Consider the following 23,542-nt stretch of genomic DNA (forward strand, 5'->3'; position numbering starts at 1 on the left):
CGGCTCGTCTACGAGCCTTGCATTTACAAAATGGTTTTTTGTCATTTTTTTCATAGCGGCGCTGATTGTCGGGGCGTGTACTTTCGCAGGAATGATTCGATTTTAGGGTTCTGCAGTAGAATGGAGGATATGGATGAAAGGCTTGAAGCAAGGAAAACGATGGATTTCCATGATGCTTATCGTCATGGTTATTTTTGGGGTGTTGCCCGGCGGGTATGCCATTGCTGCGGATCCGGTTGTCCTGGATCAAGAGCAGGCAAGTGGGAGCGGGAATAGTTGGGTCAACCATGACTATCAGCGTTATCAAACATTTACTCCGGCAATTAGCGGCAATCTCAGCAAAATCGATCTCAACACAGCCGGCTCATACGGCTCGACCGGGGCCTTTCAGTTGAGCATTTATAAAGAAGGCGATCTTGCGACTCCGCTTGCAACAGCGCAAACGGCGGCTGGATCAGGCTGGGTATCGTTCGATTTCTCCGGGGCGGCGCCATATTTGAAGAGGGAAACAATGTACAGAATGGTTGCCTCAACGGAAAACGGAGGATCTGCCGGGTTTGGATGGTACATGATCGGCGGCGATGTTTATACAAGAGGGTTCTCTCCGGCTTTTGGTTACGATTACTCCTTCAGAACGTACATGATTGCGGATAATTCGATATCCCCGGCAGAGAGCGGGATCTCAAGCGCGCAATCCAGCCTTGCAGCGGACGGGACAAGCCAGACGGCCATTACCGTGAGGCTGAAGGACGCGCAGGGCAATGCTTGGACGACCGGAGGCTCGGTGGTCGCGATTGCGACGACTCTGGGTACTGTAGGCCCAGTGACGGATAACGGCGACGGCACTTACACGGCGACGCTGACGGCTCCGACGACGACGGGCACCGCGACGGTGAGCGCGAGTGTCGGCGGAAGCGCGCTGACGTCGACGTCGAGCGTGCAGTTCGTGGCGGGAGCGGCATCGGCGGCGAAGAGCACGCTGGCAGTAGGCAGCGCGTCGATGACTGCCGATGGGACAAGTCAGACGACGGTTACCGTGAAACTGATAGACGCGCAGGGGAATGCTTTGACGACCGGTGGAGCGACGGTCGTTGTTGCGACGACACTGGGCACGGTAGGCCCAGTGACGGATAAAGGCAACGGCAGCTACACGGCGACGCTGACGGCCCCGACGACGGTCGGCGCCGCGACGGTGAGCGCGAGCGTAGGCGGAAGTGCGCTGACGGCGACGGTGAGCGTGCAGTTCGTGCCCGGAGCGGCGTCGACGGCGAAGAGCACGGTCACCGTGGGCAGCGCGACGCTGACAGCCGACGGTGCAAGCCAGACTGCGGTCAGTGTGAAGCTGAAGGACGCGCAGGGGAATGCCTTGACGACCGGCGGAGCGGCGGTCGTAGTTACGACAACACTGGGCACGGTAGGCACAGTGACGGATAACGGCGACGGCAGCTATGCGGCGACGCTGACGGCCCCGACGACGGCGGGCGCCGCGACGGTGAGCGCGAGTGTCGGCGGAAGTGCGCTGACGGCGACGGTGAGCGTGCAGTTCGTGCCCGGAGCGGCGTCGACGGCGAAGAGCACGGTCACCGTGGGCAGCGCGACGCTGACAGCCGACGGTGCAAGCCAGACTGCGGTCAGCGTTAGGCTGAAGGACGCGCAGGGCAATGCCTTGACGACCGGCGGAGCGGCGGTCGTAGTTGCGACGACATTGGGCACGGTAGGCCCAGTGACGGATAACGGAGACGGCAGCTATGCGGCGACGCTGACGGCCCCGACGACGGCGGGCACCGCGACGGTGAGCGCGAGCGCAGGCGGAAGTGCGCTGACGTCAACGGCGAGCGTGCAGTTCGTGCCTGGAGCGGCGTCGACGGCGAAGAGCACGGTCACCGTGGGCAGCGCGACGCTGACGGCTGACGGTGCAAGCCAGACTGCGGTCAGCGTGAAACTGAAGGACGCGCAGGGGAATGCATTGACGACCGGAGGAGCGACGGTTGTAGTTGCGACAACACTGGGCACGGTAGGCCCAGTGACGGATAACGGAGACGGCAGCTACGCGGCGACGCTGACGGCCCCGACGACGGCGGGCACCGCGACGGTGAGCGCGAGTGTCGGCGGAAGTGCGCTGACGGCGACGGCGAGCGTGCAGTTCGTGCCCGGAGCGGTGTCGGCGGCGACAAGCACGGTCACCGTGGGCAGCGCGACGCTGACAGCCGACGGTGCAAGCCAGACTGCGGTCAGTGTGAAGCTGAAGGACGCGCAGGGGAATGCATTGACGACCGGCGGAGCGACGGTTGTAGTTGCGACAACACTGGGCACGGTAGGCCCAGTGACGGATAACGGAGACGGCAGCTACGCGGCGACGCTGACGGCCCCGACGACGGCGGGCACCGCGACGGTGAGCGCGAGTGTCGGCGGAAGTGCGCTGACGGCGACGGCGAGCGTGCAGTTCGTGCCCGGAGCGGTGTCGGCGGCGACAAGCACGGTCACCGTGGGCAGCGCGACGCTGACAGCCGACGGTGCAAGCCAGACTGCGGTTAGCGTTAGGTTGAAGGACGCGCAGGGGAATGCATTGACGACCGGAGGAGCAACGGTCGTGATCTCATCGACACTGGGCATGGTAGGCCCAGTGACGGATAACGGAGACGGCAGCTACGCAGCGACGCTGACGGCCCCGACGACGGCGGGCACCGCGACGGTGAGCGCGAGCGTAGGCGGGAGTGCGCTGACGTCAACGGCGAGCGTGCAGTTCGTGCCTGGAGCGGCGTCGACGGCGAAGAGCACGGTCACAGCGGGCAGCGCGTCGCTGACCGCCGACGGTGCAAGCCAGACTGCGGTTAGCGTTAGGTTGAAGGACGCGCAGGGGAATGCCTTGACGACCGGCGGAGCGACGGTCGTGATCACATCAACACTGGGCACGGTAGGCCCAGTGTCGGATAACGGAGACGGCAGCTACGCGGCGACGCTGACGGCCCCGACGACGGCGGGCACCGCGACGGTGAGCGCGAGCGTAGGCGGAAGCGCGCTGACAGCGACGGCGAGCGTGCAGTTCGTGCCCGGAGCGGTGTCGGCGGCGACAAGCACGGTCACCGTGGGCAGCGCGACGCTGGCAGCCGACGGTGCAAGCCAGACTGCGGTCAGTGTGAAGCTGAAGGACGCGCAGGGCAATGCCTTGACGACCGGTGGAGCGACGATCGTGATCGCCTCGACACTGGGCACGGTAGGCCCAGTGACGGATAACGGAGACGGCAGCTACGTGGCGACGCTGACGGCCCCGACGACGACGGGCACCGCGACGGTGAGCGCGAGCGTAGGCGGAAGTGTGCTGTCGGCGACGGCGAGCGTTCAGTTTCTCCATGGAGAGGTGAGTTCATCTCGCTCAACGGTTGCCGCAAGCGATCTTGTCGTACGGGCGGATGGCAGCAGCAAAGCCTCGATCTTCGTGAAGCTGAAGGACGATTACGACCATCCGATTGCCGGAAAACGGGTACTGCTCGAAGCGAATGGCGGACGATCGGTCATCGATGTCGTTTACGGATTGACCAATGCGGATGGTCTTGCCTTATTTGCGGTAAGCAATACAACGGCAGAGAACGTGACTTATTTTGCAAAGGAAGAAGCAAGCGGTCTATCGTTGGACCAAACCGTGAATATTAGGTTTACATACGATCAGCCTCCGAATATCGTGTTGCAAGCGGCTCCTGCCGGTCCAACCTTCGGAAGCGTGACCGTTACCGTAACGGCGTCGGTTTATGGTCAATTCAATAACGTCTCTTCGATCAAATGGGCAGCAGGAAACCGTCCTGTCTCGTATTTTGGGACGCAGGGCGTAGAAATCACGGACCATTTTACCGTACAAGAGAACGGGGTTTATTCAGTCTATGTGGCCGATGCGGCGGGCAACGCGAACGTTAGCTCGATTGAAGTCCGGAACATCGTTCCTTTGAGCGGCAATGCGAGCTTGAGCAGCTGGCAGCTTATGGGATTGGGCGGGACGGTAAAGTTCGATTTTGACCCGGGGACAGTGAACTATACGGTAGACGTAAGCCATTCGGTTTATGGCTTGAAAATGGTGCTGACAGCCTCGGACGTCTATTCTGCCGTCTACGTGAACGGATTGCAGGTTGCGGGCAGCCCGATGACCGGTGAATATTCGCTTGCAACAGGCAAAAACACGTTCGAAGTCAACGTCAAAGCGCAAGACGGTTCAGTTAAAACATATACGCTGAGCGTGATTCGTTCGGCTGCAAGCTCCGGTTCCGATTCTGGTTCGACTTCAAGCTCGTCAAGCCATTCGTCGCCCGGCAATTCGATCGCGGCTTGGATCAATGATGCAAAGGTGTCCGGGATTGCCACACTTCAAACAGATGCCAATGGAGTGAAGTCCGTTGATGTTCGATTGGATAAGGATACTTTAAAGAAGGTGCTTGACTCTTTATCCTCCTCGCCTGAACGGAATCTCTCGGTATCGATTGAAGATGAGGCGGACCAAACAGCGCTGCGGCTTCCCGGTGAAGCTGTCAAGCTCCTTGCCGGGAAAGCGGATAAGATCACTTTAAAAACTCAGCATGGCCAGTATCGCTTGCCTCTGGCGGAAGTCGTAAATCAGGAGTCCGAGTGGACGAACGATGCGGAAGTTCAAATAACGATCGAGCGCGGCAAAATTGAAGCGATACCCGGACTGCAGGATGCGGCGAATAAAGGCGGTTTCCGGTTGGCGGCGGATCCGATTCATTTTAACGTATATGTGACGCATCATGGCGAGAAAAGCGAGATTTCCGGCTTCAACCGCTATGTACAAAGGGTTCTCTATTTGCCGGCGGATGCCGGAACGGCTGCAACGGCCGTGGTATGGGATCCGACATTCGGTGTACGTCCGGTGCCGACGGAATTTGCCAAAGTTGACGGACATCAGGCGGCCGTTATTCGCAGCCTCACGAACAGCGTTTATGCATTGGTGTCCAAAACGTCCCAATTTACAGATATTCAAGGACATTGGGCCGCGGCTGAAATTGGCAGGATGAATAGCAGAATGATCGTACTTGGCGTAGATGAAAACCGGTTTGCTCCCGAAGCCGTTATTACGCGGGCTGAACTCGCCGCTTTGCTTGCGAGAGCGTTGGGCTTGCCGGAGGGCGGAGATCGTGCCGGTTTCCGAGACGTGAGCGAGTCGATCTGGTACAGCCGGGCCGTGAAAGCAGTTCAAGCATACGGAATTATGGACGGTTTCGGTGACGGAACGTTTGGGCCCAACCGAGAGGTTTCGCGGCAAGAAGCGATCGTAACGATCGTTCGGGCGCTGCGCATGGCCGATGCCGCTTCGGTGACGAGCAATGCCGGGGCGCAAGTGAACTTGGCCGCCTACACCGACAGCAATCAAATCGGCGGCTGGGCGAGCGATGCGATGCGGACAGCCATTCATATAGGCTTGGTGAAGGGGTATGGCAATGAATTGCGTCCGCAGAAGCCGTTAACTCGTGCCGAGACGACCGTACTTCTTTACCGGATGCTGCAAAAAGCGGGATTAATCGATGGATAAGCTTGAATCAGGAGACGGGCCGAGGGGCTCGTCTCTTTACTTTGCGGTTCAATGTCACCGGCAAAAGCATTCCAAAGAAAATGGAACGATAATGATCGAAATTTATATTTGATTACGCTTTCACTTGGGAAAATCATCAAAAAAACAAAATAAAGCCCCGTATTCTTATTTTACATAAACGGTAATTAGGGGTACCATTTGATTCAACAACTTCACATCATAAATCAAATCGCTGAGTCCCTGAAAGGGGAGCGGGGGAACCACCAGAAACCGATCCGAACAGGGGGCGGTTTTGCGGGGTGAATCTAAAGCAGGCGTTTGCTTGCCGCAGTAGGGCACTCTCAAGCCCGAATCCGACAGCTAACCTCGTAAGCGTATTGAGAGAGACCTTCGATCGTGCTTTCAGCAGTTCGTTTCTTTACGTTGAAAAGAAGCCCGAGAGTAGAATTTCTCTGCTCTCAGGCTTCTTTTTGCTTTTTTTCCACACATTGAGGAGAGTGACTGTAAATGTATCCTGAACCCATGACAGCACTGCAAGAAGAACGCACAAAAAATTGTAAAATTGTCAGGATCGAATATTTTCGATTTAATTCCGAGCTAACGGACAAGCTGATGCCCGGACATGGAACTGACTATCATTGCGGTATCCTGGCGATTTCAACAGGCGGTGCAGTGTACGGTATCGGAGAATTCATCATGCCAAGCTGCGCTGTGAAAGGTGATCTCGTACAGTGGGTAAGTGTTTTCCAGAGGATCAAAGGTCTAACTCTCGAAGATGGACTGCATTACATTCAGCGGAATAAGGAGCAGTGGGGTCTTGCCAGAACGCAATTAATCGAATCGGCATTCAACGATTTGGATGAAAAGCTGAGACACTCATCTGCCGGCGGCAATGAATCGGGTTTCTTAGGGGATCATGCTTATTTATTTGACCGTTCAGAGGCATATGTCTCTTTTTAGGGCAGATGTGTGGGGAATTTTAATCATTTTTTACGTTTTTTTAATGCATGGACCCGGATTCTTTTACCTCCTTTTTACAGCGTTCCGTATTAAGATCTCAATGTGACCGTGGGGAAAGCCGAGAAAGGGCAGTACCACGTGTTAAAAATTGGGCTTATGATTAGCCGCAATGACATGGAGGAGTAAGAAATGAATGAATCGGAGTTTATATTGGTTGCAGCTCCTACGAAAGCCGGCGAGCAATTTATTCGTCATTTAAAGTTTAAAGGGCTGCCTTGTGCGGTTGTAACGAACAATAGACAGGACCAGCAGCGCTTTTCCAAGCTTGGTGTGAATCATATCATGATTGTGGATACGGTCGAACATGAGACTTGGGTCGCTCCCGAATATCCGATAGGTAAAATCTTTTTGTTTGAAAATAGTTTGCCTTTATGCTGCCGCTATCTTCAAATCACCCGCAAATGGACTTCAAAAGCGGTCTATGTCATTACCGAACGCGACTATGCCAGGCTTATTTACAAAGGGCTTGGCGCCGATCATGTCATTTATTCAAGGGCAGGCAACGTTTCATTTTTACTCGATTAGCACGGTAAAATTTACAATTCGTCGCCTTACTGGATGACGAACAGCGGCAGTGTGACGGGCTCGTCCTCGGGGTCCGCCGACAATTCCCTAAAGTTATTGCTGAATAGTGAACCAGCAGATACAATTTCAGGAGAGGGGGGACATTTGATGAGAATAAAGCCGCATACGTTCAACAGTGTCAAATACAAGATTTTGTTTGTCAACCTGATTTTGATGATTTCATTCAATCTGCTTATCATTTATTTCTGGAATTACCGGACTTCGGAGGATACCCGGGAGTCGGCGGGCAACTACATCAACGACATGTTGAGGGTTTCCGGCAACAATCTGGAAGTGGCTCTCAAAGATATTTATGCGCTGGTGTCGATTACATCGACAGAAAGCGATATTGTCGCCATTTTGTCGAAAAGAGAGGAATCGACAGGACTTTCCTATTTGCAAGAAAACAGGAAAATTGACGATTATTTGGTCAATTTGTTCACATACAAGCATTATTTGAACGATATTATGATTGCCAATTTAAACGGAAGGACGTTTTCGAACGGAAATACAATTTCCTGGGAATTCCTTACCAAGCAGAGCTGGTATCCCCGATTGATCAATGACGAAGGGGCGTCTGTGTTCATTCCTCCCCATTATAATTCGGATAATCCTTATATTACGCCTTACCGGGACGATAGAGTGGCTTCGATCGCCCGTCCCATTAAATATCAAGACAGCGTGATCGGGTTCGTGATCGCCGATATCAAAAGCGATTTGCTGCGCGACATGTTCGCAAGCAACCTGAACAAGGTGAACATTTTGATCGCCGACCGCAGTTCGAACGAGATCGTCTACAATTCGCAGAAGGAGAAGATGCCCGATCCGGATATCAGCGCTATGATCGGCGGCATGCAGGGAAACGAGGGCAGCTTCTACAGCCAGATCGGTCATGAGGATAATTTGATCGTATACCGTTATTCGCCTACGACGAATTGGATGCTGATCGGCATCGTTCCGAAAAAGATTTTGCTCGAGGAATTCAGTAAAACGAGAAACAGCTCGCTGCTGCTTTCCATGGCATTTTGCCTGATCGCCCTGCTGGTTTCCACGGTGGCGTCCTCCTATTTGACCAGACCGATTCTGAGATTGAACCGCGCAATCAAACAAATTGACGGCAACCATCTGGATGTGCAATTGGAGATCGATTCGAACGATGAGATCGGCCAGTTGTCCCGGCAATTCAACTCCATGGTGCATCGGATCAAAGATTTGATCCAGGATACGAAACAGCGCGAGCAGGATAAGCGCAAAGCGGAGATGCGCGCATTGCAGGCGCAAATCAACCCTCACTTTTTATATAATACGCTGAATACGATCAAATATTTGTCCATTTACCAAGGGGCCGATAACATTCACGATGTGGCCGAGTCTTTATCGAGATTGATGCACATCAACATGCAGGACAAGGTGTTCATCACGATTGAGGAAGAAATCGAGTACCTGAAGAGCTATTTAAATATTCAAGAGTACAAGTACAGCAACAAGTTCACCTACAGCTTTTCCATCAGCGAGAGTGTGAAGCCTTATTTGATCCCCAAATTGCTGCTGCAGCCGTTCATAGAAAATTGCCTGATCCATGGCATTGGACCCAAGAAGGACATGGGAGCCATTCTCATCAAAGGATACGCGGAAGGCAAGAAGCTTGTTTTTAAAATTCAGGATAACGGCGCAGGCATCGGGGAGAACACGATAGAAGACATCGTTGCGAACGGCAATTCCGCAGGCCATGTAGGCATCCGGAACGTCATCTCCAGAATTAAGACCAACTTTGGGGACGATTACGGCGTAAGCATCGTTAGCGAACGTAACCTCTACACCATTGTCGAGGTCACCTTACCTGTCATTACCAACGAGGAGATGGAGCGATATGTTTAACATCCTGATTGTGGACGATGAATTGCTGCCCCGCACCCATTTGAAATTTATGATCAATTGGGAACAGCACGGCTTGACGATTTGCGGCGAAGCGCCTAACGGTGCGGAGGCGGTGGCCTTTATGGAGCGGCAAAAGGCGGATATGATCATTTCGGACATTCGGATGCCGCATATGGACGGTATTGAATTATCGGGCGTCGTTCATAGAAGGTGGCCGGACACGGTGCTGATTATGCTCAGCAGCTACGACGACTTCGACCTTGTGCGGGAGACGCTGCGCAACGGCGCAATGGACTATTTGCTGAAGCATCGTCTGAATAAAGAAACCTTGCTGGAGACGCTGGAGCGGGCCAAGGAACGCATTCGCCGGCGCAGTCCGCTGCAATTGGAAAGGCCGCGGGCAGACCAACTGTATGCGCTTCGTGAAAAGTTCATCATCCAACTGCTGAGCGGCTATTATCACGATAACGATGAAATCCGCGATCATATGAAGGCGCTCCAATTGAATCTTGGCACTGCGAACCTGGTGCCGATTGTGATGGAGGTCGACGATTTCCACGGTATCGTGGCCAAGCGGGGGTTAAAAGAAGAATCCATTCTGAGATTCGCCATCGTCAACATAGTGGAAGAAATATTTGGCGACCACGGGAACGGGGTCGTCTCTCATATCGCGGGCGGCAGGTTTATTATGCTGCTCTCTTTCGTTACTGTGCGAAGCCGCCATGCCGTTGACCATGCGTTGACCGAAATTTTGAACCGCACGAGCATCTGCTTGAAAAAATTCGTCAAAGTTTCCGCGAGCTTCAGCATCGGAAGCTTGTGCGCCGATTTAGGGCAAGTGGCCGGCAGCTATGAAGCGGCGGCGCAATCTTTGCAGGGGAAATTTTTTATGGGGAAAAACAGCATCGTCAAAAGCTTTCGTCCCGTAAGCGGCGAGCATGCCATGACGGGCCTGGCGATTGAGGACGAAAAAGAACTGATCGCCAGCATAAAACGGATCGACGAAGAACAAACGATGCGCGTGTTGGACAACATTTTCACGCAAGTTAAGCGGAATCAAGCGAGTCTTGCCAGCTCCAAAATGATGTTCAACGAACTGCTGGGCATCGTCAGCCGCCAATATAAAGAAAATTCGCTTGATGTCCGGGCGATTTACAAAAATAATGAAGTGCCGCACGAGGTGCTGGCCCAATTGGAAACGTTGCAGGAAATCCGGGAATGGATTACCGGCTTATTCCGCGAACTGCTGCTGCGGCTGCATTTGAGCACCGAAGAGCAGTACTCTTTTCATATCCAAAAGGCGGTTCGACATATGAACCAGCACTATCACGAAGCTTTATCTCTAGCCGGCGTCGCCGAATCGATCGGTATTAGCAGCAACTATTTAAGCTCGCAGTTTAAAGAGGAGGTCGGCGTCGGGTTCGTCGATTACCTGAACGATTTGCGGGTGGAGAAAGCGAAACAGCTGCTGAAGGGCGGCAAAACCGAGCTGAAGGATATCCCGGAACAGTGCGGATTCAGCAATTACAACTACTTCCTGCACGTGTTCAAAAAAAAGCTGGGCATCACGCCCAAAGAGTTCGTGAATGTCAGAGATAGCGAGTAACGATGCCTGAATCGGAAAATATCGTAGCGAATCGGAAGATATCATAATTTTTTCCGCGTGCGGCTGTCGTATAGTTGTTTTTAGAAATAACGTTCTTATACATGAAGGAGGGGCAATATCATGAAAAAGATTGCAGGAAGCCTGATCGTTCTTTCACTGGCTGCATCGCTTTCCGCTTGTGGAAACAATGCGGCTCCCAGCGGCGGCAGCAGCTCGCCGGCCGGCACGGCGGGTCAGAGCAAAGCAACGGCCGAAGCTTCGAAGAAAGTGAAGGAGATTTCGCTGTTGATGTTCACCGACTGGTACAAACCGGGAATACAAGCGATTGAGAAAGATGTGAACGACCATGCCGATCAGCTCGGATTCAAGCTCAATATCGAGAAGGTGGCCGGCGGCAAACAGGGCGAGGATTTATACAAGGCGAGAGCCGCTGCCGGCGAACTGCCTATGTTGATCTCCAATTACGGAGTCAACTGGCTGAATGGAAACATGGGCGGTTTGGACCATTTTCAGGAAATCGGCGGCGATTGGACCAAAAATATCCCCGATTCGATCATGAGCGCGCCGCAGTTCACGTATCAAGGCAAAGTATACGGAATCCCTTTTGACAGCATTAACGTTTCAGGCATTTTCTATAATAAGAAAGTTTTTGAAAAGCTGAACATTGCCGTACCGCAAACGTATCAGGACTTCCTGGCCGCGTGCGAGAAAATTAAAGCTGCCGGCATTACGCCGATTTATTTGCCTGCCAAAGATACGTGGACGGTCAATATTTTCGATCACGAAGGCTGGTTGCGGGAGAATAAGCCACTGACGGACGTTTTTGCCAAAATCAATGCGAATCAGGCGCATTATGCCGATTTTCCGCTGGTCAAGGATGCGTTGGTCAAGCACAAAGAGCTGCTGGATAAAGGCTATATTCAAAAAAATTATTTGGCCGATACGTATGACGGCTCGCAAAAAGCGCTAGTCGATGGAACCGCTGCGATGACGATTAATGCGACCTGGATTATGGATGAAATCAAGAAGAAATTCCCGGACCAGGCCAAAGATATCGGCGCTTTCCGGGTACCTTTCGACGAAGATAAGAAAACGAGTTTGTTCGTTCCTTTTAATTTATCGGTGACCGATCAATTCAAGGATAAAGAGCTGCTGAAAAAGTTCATCGATTACTTCACCTCAGTGCCGACGCAGCAAAAGTTTTTTGACGCGCAAGGCGGGATTACGTATCAGAAGGGTGTTACGGCCAGCATTTTGCCCGCGCAGGTGGATCTTAAGAAAATCATCGACGCCGGCAACGGGGACAGCTTCTGGGGGAATTTGAACTTGTATGATTTTGGCGATCAGAATGCCGACATTTTGGACTATTTCCTCGGCGGCAAAACGCCGGATCAAATTTTGAAAAATATGGACGACGCTACAGCCAAAAGCGCGAAAGCGAAAAACGACCCGAATTGGAAAAAATAAAGAAATAAGGACGGGGAGCCGGTTCTTTCTTGAGACCGGCTCCTTGCAAATAAAGAAGGTGGAGAAATGAGCAGCAGCCTGAAAAAAAGCTACCCGCTCACGATGTTGATTCCGGGATGCCTTATCTTTTTCGTGTTTTTCGTCATTCCCACGCTGCAAGGGGTATATTATTCCTTCACGGACTGGGACGGATTCCACGCGCGCTGGATCGGGTTGGACAATTTTGCATCGTTTTTTTCCAATCCCAGCCTCAAACATATTGTCGGCAATACGGTCATTTTCACAGCGGTAACAACGGTGAGTAAAGTGGCGCTGGGCCTTTTGTTGGCCGTTTTTCTGAACCGGGAGCTGAAAAGCAGAGGGTTTTTGCGGACTGTTTTTTATTCCCCGGCCATTCTCAGCAACGTTGCCGTCGGCTTGATTTTCGTCGCTATTCTGCATCCCGAAACAGGGATTCTCAATAAATTTTTGAATGAAATCGGGCTAGGGGCGCTCGCGCACGATTGGCTGCACGATCCCAAGATTGCGCTGTACGCTGCTTCGGCGGTGGAGATCTGGAAATGGACGGGATTCAATATGGTCATCATTTTGTCCGGCTTGCAGACGATTTCGAAGGATTATTACGAAGCTGCAGAGATCGCAGGGGCTACATCCGGTCAAAAGTTCGTTCACATTACGCTGCCGTTAGTTATGCCGGCCTTCAATAACATTCTCATTTTGAATCTGATAGGCGGTTTGAAAGTGTTCGATATGATTTCAGCGACTACGGGCGGAGGACCGGGAACGACAACCGAAGTCATCAATACGTGGATTTACAAATCCTACGGCGCCTCAAGGCTCGGCGAGTCCAGCGCCGGAAGTGTTGTGCTGGCAGTGTTGGTAGCGCTTGTATCCGTGTCCACGTATTACGTGCTCAGGAAGAGGGAGGTGGAGCTTTAGATGGAGCGGAAACTCGGCAGAAACGTATCCGAATTTGCAGCTTTGATCATCGGGCTGCTGGTTCTAATCCCCTTTTACATGCTGCTCGTCAATTCATTGAAAGACCAGACGCAAGCCTCGCTGATGGGGCTGTCGCTGCCATCGGCGATTCATTTTGATAATTTCGCCACCGTCATTCGGGAAGCCAAGATCGGCAATGCTTTTAAAAACAGCCTGATTATTACTATCGTTTCCGTCACGCTGCTGGTCGTGTTCTCGGCCATGGCCGGGTATGTGATTCAGCGCAAGAAATCGAAAATAACGGAACTGATCAACCTGATTATCGTATTCGGCCTGGTCATTCCGCAGTTTATCGTGCCTACCTACATTCTTGCGAAAAAGCTGCATCTGACGGGCGGATTGGAAGCGATGATCCTGGTTTGCGTCGCTCTTAATTTCCCGGTAGGTGTTTTCTTATACAGCGGTTTTTTCAAAACGATTCCAAGAGAAATCGACGAATCCGCTTTATTGGACGGGTGCGGACCCTACACCTTGTTTTTCCGCATTATTTATCCGCTGCTGACGCCCGTTACCGTGACGAATATCGTCATTCAATTCCTGGCGGTATGGAACGATTTCAGCACTTCCGTCTACTTTCTTAACTCGCAGTCCAAGTACAATCTGGTTATGACCACTTTTCTGTTTTTCGGAGCGCATTCGGCGAACTGGAACTTGGTATTTGCCGATCTGGTGCTCGTATCTTTGCCGGTTTTGGTCGTATACGTGTTTTTGCAAAAGTATGTGATTTCCGGTTTAACGAGCGGCGCCGTGAAAAGCTAAACGGTTACAAGCTGGAGATGCAAATGTTATTTCAAGACCGAAAGGGCAGACGAACGAAACATTCGTCCGGCCCTTTTTTTGCTGCGCTAAAATTTACAAGCTCTCAACACCCAGTTGAAACACGACAAACATTTCCGTCTTATAGTTGAATCAGAAAAGAAACAACAGGATCAAACAACAAATAACATGACTATAGGGAGGAAGAAACATGCATAAGATTTGGACAAGAACCGCTTCGCTTCTTGCAATCGTCACTTTGGCGGGCAGTTTGGCCGCTTGCGGGGCGAAAGAGGCGGCAAAAACGGGGGCGGCCCCCGCAGAAAGCAAAGCTCCGGCTGCAAGCCAGGCGCCTGCGAGCAGCAGCCCGAAAGCAAATGAAACGGTATCGCTGGACGACCTGCAAAACAAAGCGAAACAAGAAGGTGCCATCGTCAGTGTAGGCATGCCGGATGATTGGGCGGATTGGAAAGATACGTGGAACGATATCACGAGCAAATACAGCCTGAAACATACCGATACCGACATGTCGAGCGCCGAGGAAATCGCCAAGTTCGAAGCCGAGAAGGACAAGCCTACGGCCGATATCGGCGATGTAGGGATGGCTTTTACATCCGTTGCCGTTGAGAAAAATGTGACGCAGCCTTACAAACCGACAACTTGGGACAAAATCCCCGATTGGGCGAAAGATAAAGACGGACATTGGGTGGTCGGCTACCAAGGTACGATCGCCATCATCACGAATACCAAACTGGTGAAAAACCCTCCGAAAAGCTTTGACGATATTGCCAAAGGAACTTACAAAGTAGCTATCGGCGACGTTGCCAAAGCGTCCCAGGCGCAAAATGCGATTCTGGCGGCAGCGATCGCTTTCGGCGGAGACGAGAAAAACATTCAACCGGGCATCGATTTCTTTGAAAAGCTGTCCAAGCAAAAGCGGATTTCTTTATCTGACGTAAAAGTGGCTAATTTTGAAAAAGGTGAAATCGAAGTCGCTTTGGTGTGGGATTTCAACGCACTGGGCTACCGTCAACAGTTGAACCCTGCCGATTATGATGTGGCTATTCCCAAAGAAGGCAGCGTCATCGGCGCCTACGCGACGATCATCAACAAATACGCTCCGCATCCGAATGCCGCTAAATTGACAAGAGAATACATTTTGAGCGATGCAGGACAAATCAACCTGGCCAAAGGCTTCGCCAGACCGATCCGCGACGATGTCAAGCTCCCTGCGGACGTAGCCGGCAAGCTGATTCCTACCGAGCAGTACAAGAACGCCAAGCCGATCAAGGATTTCAAGACTTGGGACGCTACTTCGAAAACCCTCCCGCAATTATGGCAGGAAAAAGTTTTGGTTAACCTCAATTAGTACGAAATAGCGGACAGTTACCTTCTTCTCGGGGAAGGTAACTGTTTTACTAAGCGAATGCATGAGCTGCAAGTTTTCCAATGAAAACTCTGAGGGGTAAACGATGAAAAACAGAGTGCCTTCGAAGCTTTTATTACTTACCGTGCTTCTGCCTTTTGTGATCCTGATCGTCGGATTTGAGCTGCTGCCTGCGGCTGTGCTGGTGATCAACAGCTTTTTGTCGGACAACGGTGATCAGTTTACACTGCAGCAGTATATCACTTCGCTGACAAATCCTTTCTACTTAAAAGCGATTCGCAACAGCCTGCTGATTTCGCTGTATTCCAGTTTGGCAGGCATCATAGCGTCCCTGCTCCTTGCCTATGCGATTACCCGGACGTCGGAGCGGACGCGAAATTTCGTGCTGATGATTTCCAACATGACCTCGAACTTTGCAGGTTTGCCGCTGGCCTTTGCTTATATTATTTTGCTCGGCAACAACGGCGTTCTCACGATTTTGTTCAAAACGTGGGGCTGGTCCTTGTTTGCCGGCTTCGATCTGTATACGTGGACAGGGCTCGCCTTTGTCTATGTGTATTTTCAGGTGCCGCTCGGCGCGCTGCTGCTGTATCCGACCTTCTACGGCATGCGTGAGCAGTGGTGGGAAGCCGCTTCCTTGCTGGGCGCGGGCATGTGGCAGTTTGCCCGGCGAATTGCGCTGCCCGTGCTGCTCCCCGGCATCGCCGGGACGTTCACGATTCTTTTCGCCAATTCGATGGGGGCTTACGCAACGGCTTATGCGCTGGTCGGCGGGAATTACAATTTGCTCGCGATCCGCATCGGCTCTCTTGTGGCGGGCAATGTCGTGACGCGTCCGCAGCTTGGCTGCGCGCTGGCCGTGCTGCTCGGCGGCACGATGGTGCTGGCGATGTGGATCAACGAGCGCTTGATGCGCAGGGTGAGGAGGGATTTACAGTGAAGCGCAATCGTGCCATTCCCCGCGTCATTATTTTGCTTGCCATGGTTTATTTGTTGATTCCTTTGCTGGCTACCCTGCTTTATTCAATCGCCGGCAACTGGCAGACGACAATTTTGCCGGAATCATGGACGCTGCGCTGGTTCGGTGAGCTGTTCCGCGATGCCCGCTTTGCCGACGCGCTCGGACGGACGCTGTATGTTTGCTTGATCAGCGTGGCGGTTAGCGTGCTCGTCATGCTGCCGACCATTTTCGTAGTGACGATGTACTTTCCCAAATGGGAACGCTGGCTGAATCTGACTGCGCTGATTCCGTACGCGATTCCGGGCGTTGTAGCCGCAGTCGGCTTGATCAAGCTGTACTCGTCCGGGCCTTTGGCGATTTCCGGTACGGTCGGCATTTTGATTGCCGCCTATTTCGTGGCGATTCTGCCCTATATGTACCAGGGCATCCGCAACAGCATCCGGACGGTCAACGCTCCCGAGCTGATGGAGGCTGCAGAGCTGCTGGGCGCAAGCAAAATGACCGCCTTCCGCCGCATCATTGTCCCGAACATTTTGCCGGGTATTCTCGTTTCGACGCTGCTCTCCATCTCCGTGCTGTTCGGGGAGTTCGTGCTGACCAATTTGCTGGTCGGCGGTCATTTTGAAACGATCCAAATTTACTTATACCGGCGGCTCAGCGAAAGCGGCCATTTGGCGAGCGCCATTGTGATTGCTTATTTCGTGTTTATTTTGCTGCTGTCGGGATTGCTGCTCGGCCTCAGCAAGCGGCTGCTCGGCAGAGGAAATCCCGTGGAATGGGAAACAGCCAAGAAAGGAGCCTAGCATGAGCTATTTGCATATTGAGAACGTATCGAAGAGATTCGGAGCCTCTTCTGTGCTTCGGGAGCTGAATCTGCGCGTGGAAAAAGGGGAACTGGTGACGCTATTGGGGCCGAGCGGATGCGGCAAAAGCACGCTGCTACGCTGCATCTCGGGGCTCGCTTCGTTTGAGGAAGGCGAGATTTATCTTGAAGACAAGCCGATCACCAACCGCCTGCCCAAGGACCGCGGGGTCGGTATGGTGTTCCAGTCCTACGGCTTGTTCCCCAATCTGCATGTCGGCGATAATGTCGCTTTCGGGCTGCAAATGCAGCGGCTCGGCAAGGCCGACATCGCGGGCCGGGTGCAGGAGATGCTGCGTCTCGTAGGTCTTGAGGATAAAATGAAATCGTATCCTCACGAATTGTCCGGAGGCCAGCAGCAGCGGGTCGCGCTGGCCCGGTCGCTGGCCGTGCGGCCGAAGCTGATGCTCATGGACGAGCCGCTCAGCGCGCTCGATGCCAAAATCCGCAAATCTCTGCGCATCGAGCTGCGCCGCATTCAAAAAAGTCTGGGCATGACGACGATTTTCGTCACGCACGATCAGGAAGAAGCGCTGATCATTTCGGACCGGGTCTGCGTGATGCATCAAGGGCAGATCGTGCAGATGGGAACGCCGGAGGAAATCTACACGAATCCGCGCAATGAGTTTGTTGCCCGTTTTATCGGCAGCTACAACGTGTTGAGCGCGCAGGAGCTGGAGCGCTTGACGGGCAATCGGGACAGGCGGGGCGGCTGCTTCGCCATCCGCCCGGAAGCGATCCGCCTGGCGCGCCAAGATGCCGAGCCGGGCTGGCCCGCAGGCGAAGGCTTCGAGGCCGTCGGCCGCATCGAGGAAGTCATTGTGCTCGGCAATGTGCTGCGCTTTCATGTACACGTTGGGGATCTGGCGTTGAACGTCGATCTTTTGAATGGCGACGAGCGGCCGGAGCTGGAAGCCAGCGGTGAAGTCAAGCTTTGGATTCCCCGCGAAGCCTGCAAAGTACTCGATGATGGTGGTGCATAATATTGTCCGTATTAGCTGAAGAGAGAAAACAGGTCATTATGGAACGGCTGCAAAAAGACGGCAAAGTGATGGTGATTCCGCTCTCCGATCATTTGGAGGTGTCGCCGGAAACGATTCGCCGCGATTTGCTCGTGCTGGAGAAGGAAGGCAAGCTGAAGCGGGTGTACGGCGGCGCCATTAAGCCGACTTTTTTGAACGATGAAGCGCCTTACACGCTCCGCCAAAGCATCCATCCCGAAGAGAAAAAAGCGATTGGCGTGCGTGCGGCCGAGCTGATCCAGGACGGCAGCACGATCGTCATCGACGTTGGGACCACGACGCTGGAGATGGCCCAGGCCATCCAGGGCAAGAAGCGGCTGACGATTTTGACGAATTCGATTCCGGTCGCATCGGCCTTGCTGGAATCGATCAGCCGGGGCGTGTTCGGCGGACGGGTGATCATGCTGGGCGGCGAAGCGAATCCGGAGCAATGGTCGATCTTCGGCACGCTGTGCGAGCAAATGATGGCGCAATTCCATGTGGATCAAGCTTTTCTTTCGGTCGGAGGCATTTCGCTCCAGGACGGAATTACCGATTACGATTTCAACGAGGCGGCGGTGTCGCGCGCTTTTGCCGCGGCGGCGCAGGAAGTCATCGTGCTGGCCGATCATTCCAAGCAGGGCATAACGACATTTGCCCATGTCATACCGCTTGAGCAGGTCGATATTATTATTTCGAGCACCGGGGTTCCGGATGAGTGGAGGCGGGAGATCGACCGCTGCGGAGTGCTTTGGATCGATGCCTGTTCGACGAATACAGAGGACAGAGGTGAAATAAAATGAGCAAAGTGATCATGATCGTATTGGACGGATTGCGCTATGATACGGCCCGCGCTTCCATGGGCTACTTGAACCATCTGGTCGAGGCGTCCAAAGCGGCTTGCCATAAAGTAAAGTCCGAGCTGCCCAGCTTATCGCGGCCGCTGTATGAAGTGCTGCTGACGGGAACTCCCAGCTCTGTGAACGGAATTACCGCCAACCATATCGTGCGTCTGTCCAACAGACGGAGCATTTTCCATCTGGCGGCCGAGCAGGGCCTGACTACAGCTGCGGCGGCTTACTATTGGGTCAGCGAGCTGTACAACCGGTCGCCGTTCGACCGGATTGAAGACCGTCAGCAGCATGATCTCAGTAAGCCGATTCAGCACGGCACATTTTATTTTGACGATGCTTACCCGGATTCGCATTTGTTTGCCGATGCCGAAATTTTACGGCGCAATCATGACCCTCACTTTTTGTACATCCATCCGATGGGCATCGATGACACCGGGCACAAGCACGGCGGGGAGTCCAAAGCGTACCGCGACAAAGCGATTGAAGTCGACAGTATTCTGGCTTCATTGCTGCCATTTTGGATCGAAATGGATTACGAAATTATTGTCACTTCGGACCACGGCATGAATGCGGACGGCAGCCATGGCGGCACGGGCGCAGCGGAGAGGGAAGTTCCTTTTTATCTCATCGGCTCTTCTTTCACACCGGGCTATTACGAGGAAGTCATTCCGCAGCTGGCTGTAGCTCCGATGGTATGCAGACTGCTCTCCCTTCCGCTTGGGGAAGGCATGACGGAATCGGAAATCCCGGCTTTTAAACATACGATTATGCTGTGAGTTTTGCATGAAATTTCTCAGGAGGTACGTCTGTGAAGGTAGATTTTCATTTTCATCTGGAGGAAGGGCCTTATTCTCTGCAATGGCTGCAGCGTACGGGACGGGCGCTCGTCAACACCGCAAGCGGTGATACAATCGGGGATGCGCATACGCGGGATTGGATGGAGCGCGTTTTTCAAATGCTGCAAACGAGAATGGAGCAGGGCTGCTTTCACGAGGACTGGATTCAGCGTTATTTGCAAAAGGGCCGCGAACGGGGCATTCAGCGCTTCGGCGTGGTCGATCATTTGTACCGCTTTGTTGAATGCAAAAGCTATTACGAGCAGTTCATGCTTTTGGATGACACGCCGCTCGGCCGGCTGCAGCGAAAATGGCTGGATCAGGTCAGCGCTTATTCGATCGAGACCTACATGAAGGCGATGCGCAAAGCGGCCGAGCGCGAGGAGGATTTGTCGATCGGCGTGGAGGCCGACTTTTTCATCGGGGGAGAGGACCAGCTCCGGGCGCTGCTGGCTCCTTTAGACCTCGACTACGTCATCGGCTCCGTGCACATGCTGGACGGCTGGGGCTTCGACAACCCGGAGGTGCAGGATCGGTTTCAAACCGCCGATTTGGAAAGCTTGTATAAGCGGCACTTTGACACCGTCAAGCTGGCGATTGCCAGCGGAATGTTCGATTTTATCGCCCACTTGGACAATTTAAAAGTGTTCGGCTACCGGCCGGACGAAGCGGGGCTGCTCCCGGCATACAGAGAAATAGCCTCCGCGCTTAGCGCCGCCGGCATCGGTTCCGAGATCAACACAGGCTTGCTGTACCGTTACCCCGTCAAGGAAATGTGTCCCAGCCCGTCGTTTTTGCAAGCGCTGTACGAGCAGCAGGTGCCGATTACGCTGTCGTCGGACGCTCATTTTCCCGATGATATCGGCATGCATTTGGACGATGCACTGAAGCTGGCGATAGATACGGGGTACCGGGAGATCGCCGTGTATAGGAAGCGCCGGCGCGTGATGCTGCCGATCTCTTGATCGGAGGGGAAGGGTTATCCCGCGATGGGGGGATTCCTTTGTTTGGCGCGGGCGTTCAGGATGCGGACGGGAAACTCTCATGATGCCGCGAACATCACCCCACAGAATGAAAATAAGCAGCAGGTCTACGGGCTTTTTCCGCGAAAGTAGTTCGTTGCGGCGAAAAATCTGCGATTGTCAGGCTGCCCGAGAAAGTCGTGAGACAGCTGCCTTTTCTGGGTGCGCGCCTCTCCCGGTGTAGGTCGTGGAAACCGCGCGGCTGGGCAGGAGGCAGCTTGGAAGGGGAGAAAACCTGCGAAAGTGCAGGTTTTTTCTATGAAATCGGCTTGTTTTGGCGAAAAGCCTGCAAAAGTGCAGGAATTTTCGCTGAAAGTGAATCTGGGCCCATCTGTTCGGCGAAAAGCCTGCACTTTTGCAGGAATTGTTTGTGGCCAGCGATTTAGGACGCAAATTCATGTATTTTTGCAGGTTTTTTTCTTTTCGCACTGCGCGCAGCTCCCAGCGCGCGGTGTTGCGCTGCATGACGGCGGTCGGTCGACCACAGTGCAGCCGGGCAGATTGGTGCTATCGGCCTCTGAACCGCGGGGTGGTGGTGGGCAGCCTGCGATATGGGGGCCCGGCAAGCGAGCCGGAGCTCCTGTTTCGTCTTTCGCCGCTTCAGCACGAAAATATTGACGAAACGGATTAATTTTGGTAAATTTATACCAAATAATAGATAAAATTATTACTTATTTTAAGTGAATTTTTTCGTTAAGGGAGATGTGCAGTATGTTGGAGCAGCAAGCTTACACGAACGCCTTAAGTTGGGTAGCGGAAGCGGCACAAATCATTAAAGAACTTATGAAAAACGGCTTGACCGTTCAAACAAAATTAAGCCATTCGGATTTGGTGACCGTTGTCGACAGGGAAGTGGAACGATTTTTTGTGGAAAAAATCAAAACGCATTACCCGGACCATATGATTATGGGGGAAGAGAACATCGGCAATACGTCCTCGGAAGGGGAGTACATCTGGATTATAGATCCTATTGACGGCACAACCAATATGGTTAACCGGCAGGAGGATTTTGCCATTTCAGTGGCCTTTTGCAGCACTTCCGCCGGGGTCTTCGGAATTGTATACGATGTGGCCGGGGATCGTCTGTTCCGTTCGTTTAAGGGCGAGGGCGCATATTTGAACGATACGATGCTACAGCCGCTTTCGCAGGAAACACGGCTCGAAAATGAACTTCTTGCCATCACGCTTCCCTGGAGCCAAGCGGATAAAGTCGATCAGTGGGGGCCTTATTTGAAGCTTGTGGCTAAATCGAGAGGGATCCGGGTTTTCGGTGCGACCACGATTGAGCTTTGCGATATTGCCATGGGGAAACTTGGGGCATATTTGCAGTACAAGGTAAACGCCTGGGACTATGCCGCTTCCAGAGTGATCCTGGAGGAACTCGGGTGCAAGTTTTCGGATTTGGAAGGCAATGAGATTGCCTGGACGCATCATGGCGGAGTGATGGCTTCGACCCCGGCAATCCATGCGCAAATGGTTTCCGTTTTAAAATAGCGCAAGCGATAACCCGCCTTGATCCTTGATGATCCAGGGCGGGTTTTTTAATATAAAACAGCCATTCCCAAAAGAAGAAATATGTGATAGAATAAATACGAACAAACGTTCTGTTTGATGTTTGTTAAGCCTCCTGTTCGACTGAAAGCCGTATATAAAATAAGTGGAAGGAAGGGTAGAATGGCAATTGTCAGGAACTCAGAAATCGACGAAGTGATCGCCTATATTCACCGGCATATTTATGAACCGCTTCCGCTTTCCCGTCTGGCCGGTCATGTATCCTATAGCCCTTACCATTTCACGCGTATTTTTAAAGAAAGAATGGGTCTTTCGCCTCTCTATTACGTGTCCGCACTCCGGCTGCAGAAGGCCAAAGACTTATTGCTGCATACGAATTTGAGCATTCGCGATATCGGCTTGGAGATCGGCCAGCAGAGCCTGGGGACTTTCACCACCCGGTTTACCGAACGGGTAGGCGTGACGCCTTCGCACTTTCGGAACTCAAGGCTGCAGGCCGACAACCATTTCCGTTCCTTGCAGCAGCTTGGTAGTTGGCTTGCGCCGCTTCCTGTTACCAACCCATACGGCAGGATTGAAGGGACCGTCCGGGCGGAGATCCCTTTTGAGGGCGTCGTTTTGATCGGCTTGTTCGCCAAGCCGATTCCCGAGGGGCTGCCCATACACGGAACGCTGCTGTCTTCTTTGGGAGACTTTTGCTTTAATAATGTGAAGCCAGGCATTTATTATTTGATGGCTACGTCGGTTTGCTGGAAGATGAAGGCTATGGATTTTTTGCTCCCGCACACGACGCTGCGCACCCGTTCCAGGGAACCTGTCATAGTCAGACCCTATTCCACGGTTCCGCATCAACAAGTTACTCTCTATTTGCCTCGCTTGGACGACCCGCCGATTCTGATCTCCCTGCCCCTGTTGATGAATAATTTCCTCAGTCGCATTGCCCAAAGCAGCAATCGATAAGCCTGGGCGGAAATGCGGAACAATAAATTCCGCGGGAAGCTGCCAGATCATTCCGGTGTTGTTCGCAGATGTTCCGGAACCGAATCAGCTTATTCGGAGTACGGCTTTTCCGGAGAACTTCCGCTCGATCAGACTGCGGGCGACGGCTCCAATATCGGTCCACGGCGCCTCCACTTCGATCCGGGGGGTTAACCGTCCGGATGGTTCATGATTCCCCTTCCCGGCACAATTGAACGATACAAAAACAGCTCGTATTCGCACTCATTGCGGAGAAGGCTGTTTTTTTTGTCTGAAAACGGGCTCCCGCAGCGCATAAACATCGAG

17 protein-coding genes, 1 pseudogene and 1 riboswitch are annotated in these 23,542 nt (G+C 53.0%); of the genes and pseudogenes, 17 read left to right on the forward strand and 1 reads right to left on the reverse strand.

Annotated features, from left to right (window positions below):
* Positions 1-133 precede the first annotated feature (133 nt).
* The 17 genes from AC3G2T_RS15125 to AC3G2T_RS15205 all read left to right on the forward strand — a co-directional run bounded on the left by AC3G2T_RS15125 (position 134) and on the right by AC3G2T_RS15205 (position 23,218).
* Positions 134-5,533 (forward strand): invasin domain 3-containing protein, encoded by a 5,400-nt coding sequence (locus AC3G2T_RS15125; protein WP_488436006.1) that lies wholly within the window; start codon positions 134-136, stop codon positions 5,531-5,533.
* 220 nt (positions 5,534-5,753) lie between these two features.
* A riboswitch (cyclic di-AMP (ydaO/yuaA leader) is annotated at positions 5,754-5,924 on the forward strand.
* A 116-nt stretch (positions 5,925-6,040) separates the two neighbouring features.
* A complete protein-coding gene (locus AC3G2T_RS15130) occupies positions 6,041-6,493 on the forward strand; it encodes a hypothetical protein (protein ID WP_488436007.1) in 453 nt (150 codons plus the stop codon).
* A 189-nt stretch (positions 6,494-6,682) separates the two neighbouring features.
* Positions 6,683-7,078 (forward strand): hypothetical protein, encoded by a 396-nt coding sequence (locus tag AC3G2T_RS15135; RefSeq protein ID WP_488436008.1) that lies wholly within the window; start codon positions 6,683-6,685, stop codon positions 7,076-7,078.
* Positions 7,079-7,225: 147 nt separating this feature from the next.
* Complete coding sequence (locus tag AC3G2T_RS15140) at positions 7,226-8,995, forward strand: sensor histidine kinase (RefSeq protein WP_488436009.1); 1,770 nt, start codon at positions 7,226-7,228, stop codon at positions 8,993-8,995.
* Positions 8,988-10,601 carry a response regulator gene (locus AC3G2T_RS15145; RefSeq protein ID WP_488436010.1) on the forward strand — a complete coding sequence of 538 codons (1,614 nt, stop codon included), beginning with the start codon at positions 8,988-8,990 and terminating at the stop codon, positions 10,599-10,601. Before AC3G2T_RS15140 ends, AC3G2T_RS15145 begins: the two co-directional genes overlap by 8 nt.
* Positions 10,602-10,721: 120 nt before the next feature.
* On the forward strand, positions 10,722-12,068 hold the full coding sequence (locus tag AC3G2T_RS15150) for an ABC transporter substrate-binding protein (protein WP_488436011.1): 1,347 nt from the start codon (positions 10,722-10,724) through the stop codon (positions 12,066-12,068).
* A gap of 66 nt (positions 12,069-12,134) precedes the next feature.
* Complete coding sequence (locus AC3G2T_RS15155) at positions 12,135-13,007, forward strand: carbohydrate ABC transporter permease (protein ID WP_474684805.1); 873 nt, start codon at positions 12,135-12,137, stop codon at positions 13,005-13,007.
* Positions 13,008-13,826, forward strand: coding sequence for a carbohydrate ABC transporter permease (locus tag AC3G2T_RS15160; protein WP_474684804.1), 819 nt, complete (start codon positions 13,008-13,010; stop codon positions 13,824-13,826).
* A gap of 208 nt (positions 13,827-14,034) precedes the next feature.
* The gene (locus AC3G2T_RS15165) at positions 14,035-15,192 is read left to right on the forward strand and encodes an ABC transporter substrate-binding protein (RefSeq protein ID WP_488436012.1); all 1,158 of its coding nucleotides are present in this window, start codon (positions 14,035-14,037) and stop codon (positions 15,190-15,192) included.
* A 103-nt stretch (positions 15,193-15,295) separates the two neighbouring features.
* Positions 15,296-16,150: an ABC transporter permease gene (locus tag AC3G2T_RS15170; RefSeq protein WP_474684802.1), complete on the forward strand. Its 855-nt coding sequence runs from the start codon at positions 15,296-15,298 to the stop codon at positions 16,148-16,150.
* On the forward strand, positions 16,147-16,974 hold the full coding sequence (locus AC3G2T_RS15175) for an ABC transporter permease (RefSeq protein WP_474684801.1): 828 nt from the start codon (positions 16,147-16,149) through the stop codon (positions 16,972-16,974). Before AC3G2T_RS15170 ends, AC3G2T_RS15175 begins: the two co-directional genes overlap by 4 nt.
* 1 nt (position 16,975) lies before the next feature.
* Positions 16,976-18,016, forward strand: coding sequence for an ABC transporter ATP-binding protein (locus tag AC3G2T_RS15180; protein ID WP_488436013.1), 1,041 nt, complete (start codon positions 16,976-16,978; stop codon positions 18,014-18,016).
* Positions 18,017-18,018: 2 nt separating this feature from the next.
* Positions 18,019-18,837, forward strand: a complete 819-nt coding sequence (locus tag AC3G2T_RS15185) for a DeoR/GlpR family DNA-binding transcription regulator (RefSeq protein ID WP_488436014.1) — start codon at positions 18,019-18,021, stop codon at positions 18,835-18,837.
* Entirely contained in the window at positions 18,834-19,664 is an 831-nt protein-coding gene (locus tag AC3G2T_RS15190; RefSeq protein ID WP_488436015.1) for an alkaline phosphatase family protein, read from the forward strand. Before AC3G2T_RS15185 ends, AC3G2T_RS15190 begins: the two co-directional genes overlap by 4 nt.
* A 32-nt stretch (positions 19,665-19,696) precedes the next feature.
* Positions 19,697-20,689, forward strand: a complete 993-nt coding sequence (locus tag AC3G2T_RS15195) for a PHP domain-containing protein (RefSeq protein ID WP_488436016.1) — start codon at positions 19,697-19,699, stop codon at positions 20,687-20,689.
* Positions 20,690-21,457: 768 nt separating this feature from the next.
* Entirely contained in the window at positions 21,458-22,240 is a 783-nt protein-coding gene (locus AC3G2T_RS15200) for an inositol monophosphatase family protein (protein WP_488436017.1), read from the forward strand.
* A 180-nt stretch (positions 22,241-22,420) separates the two neighbouring features.
* A complete protein-coding gene (locus tag AC3G2T_RS15205; RefSeq protein WP_488436018.1) occupies positions 22,421-23,218 on the forward strand; it encodes a helix-turn-helix domain-containing protein in 798 nt (265 codons plus the stop codon).
* 84 nt (positions 23,219-23,302) lie between these two features.
* Here the strand turns inward: AC3G2T_RS15205 and AC3G2T_RS15210 are convergent.
* Positions 23,303-23,416, reverse strand: a pseudogene (locus tag AC3G2T_RS15210) (zinc-binding dehydrogenase); the annotation flags it as partial.
* Between the last annotated feature and the right edge of the window lie 126 nt (positions 23,417-23,542).

The sequence above is a fragment of the Paenibacillus sp. sgz302191 genome (assembly GCF_057749925.1).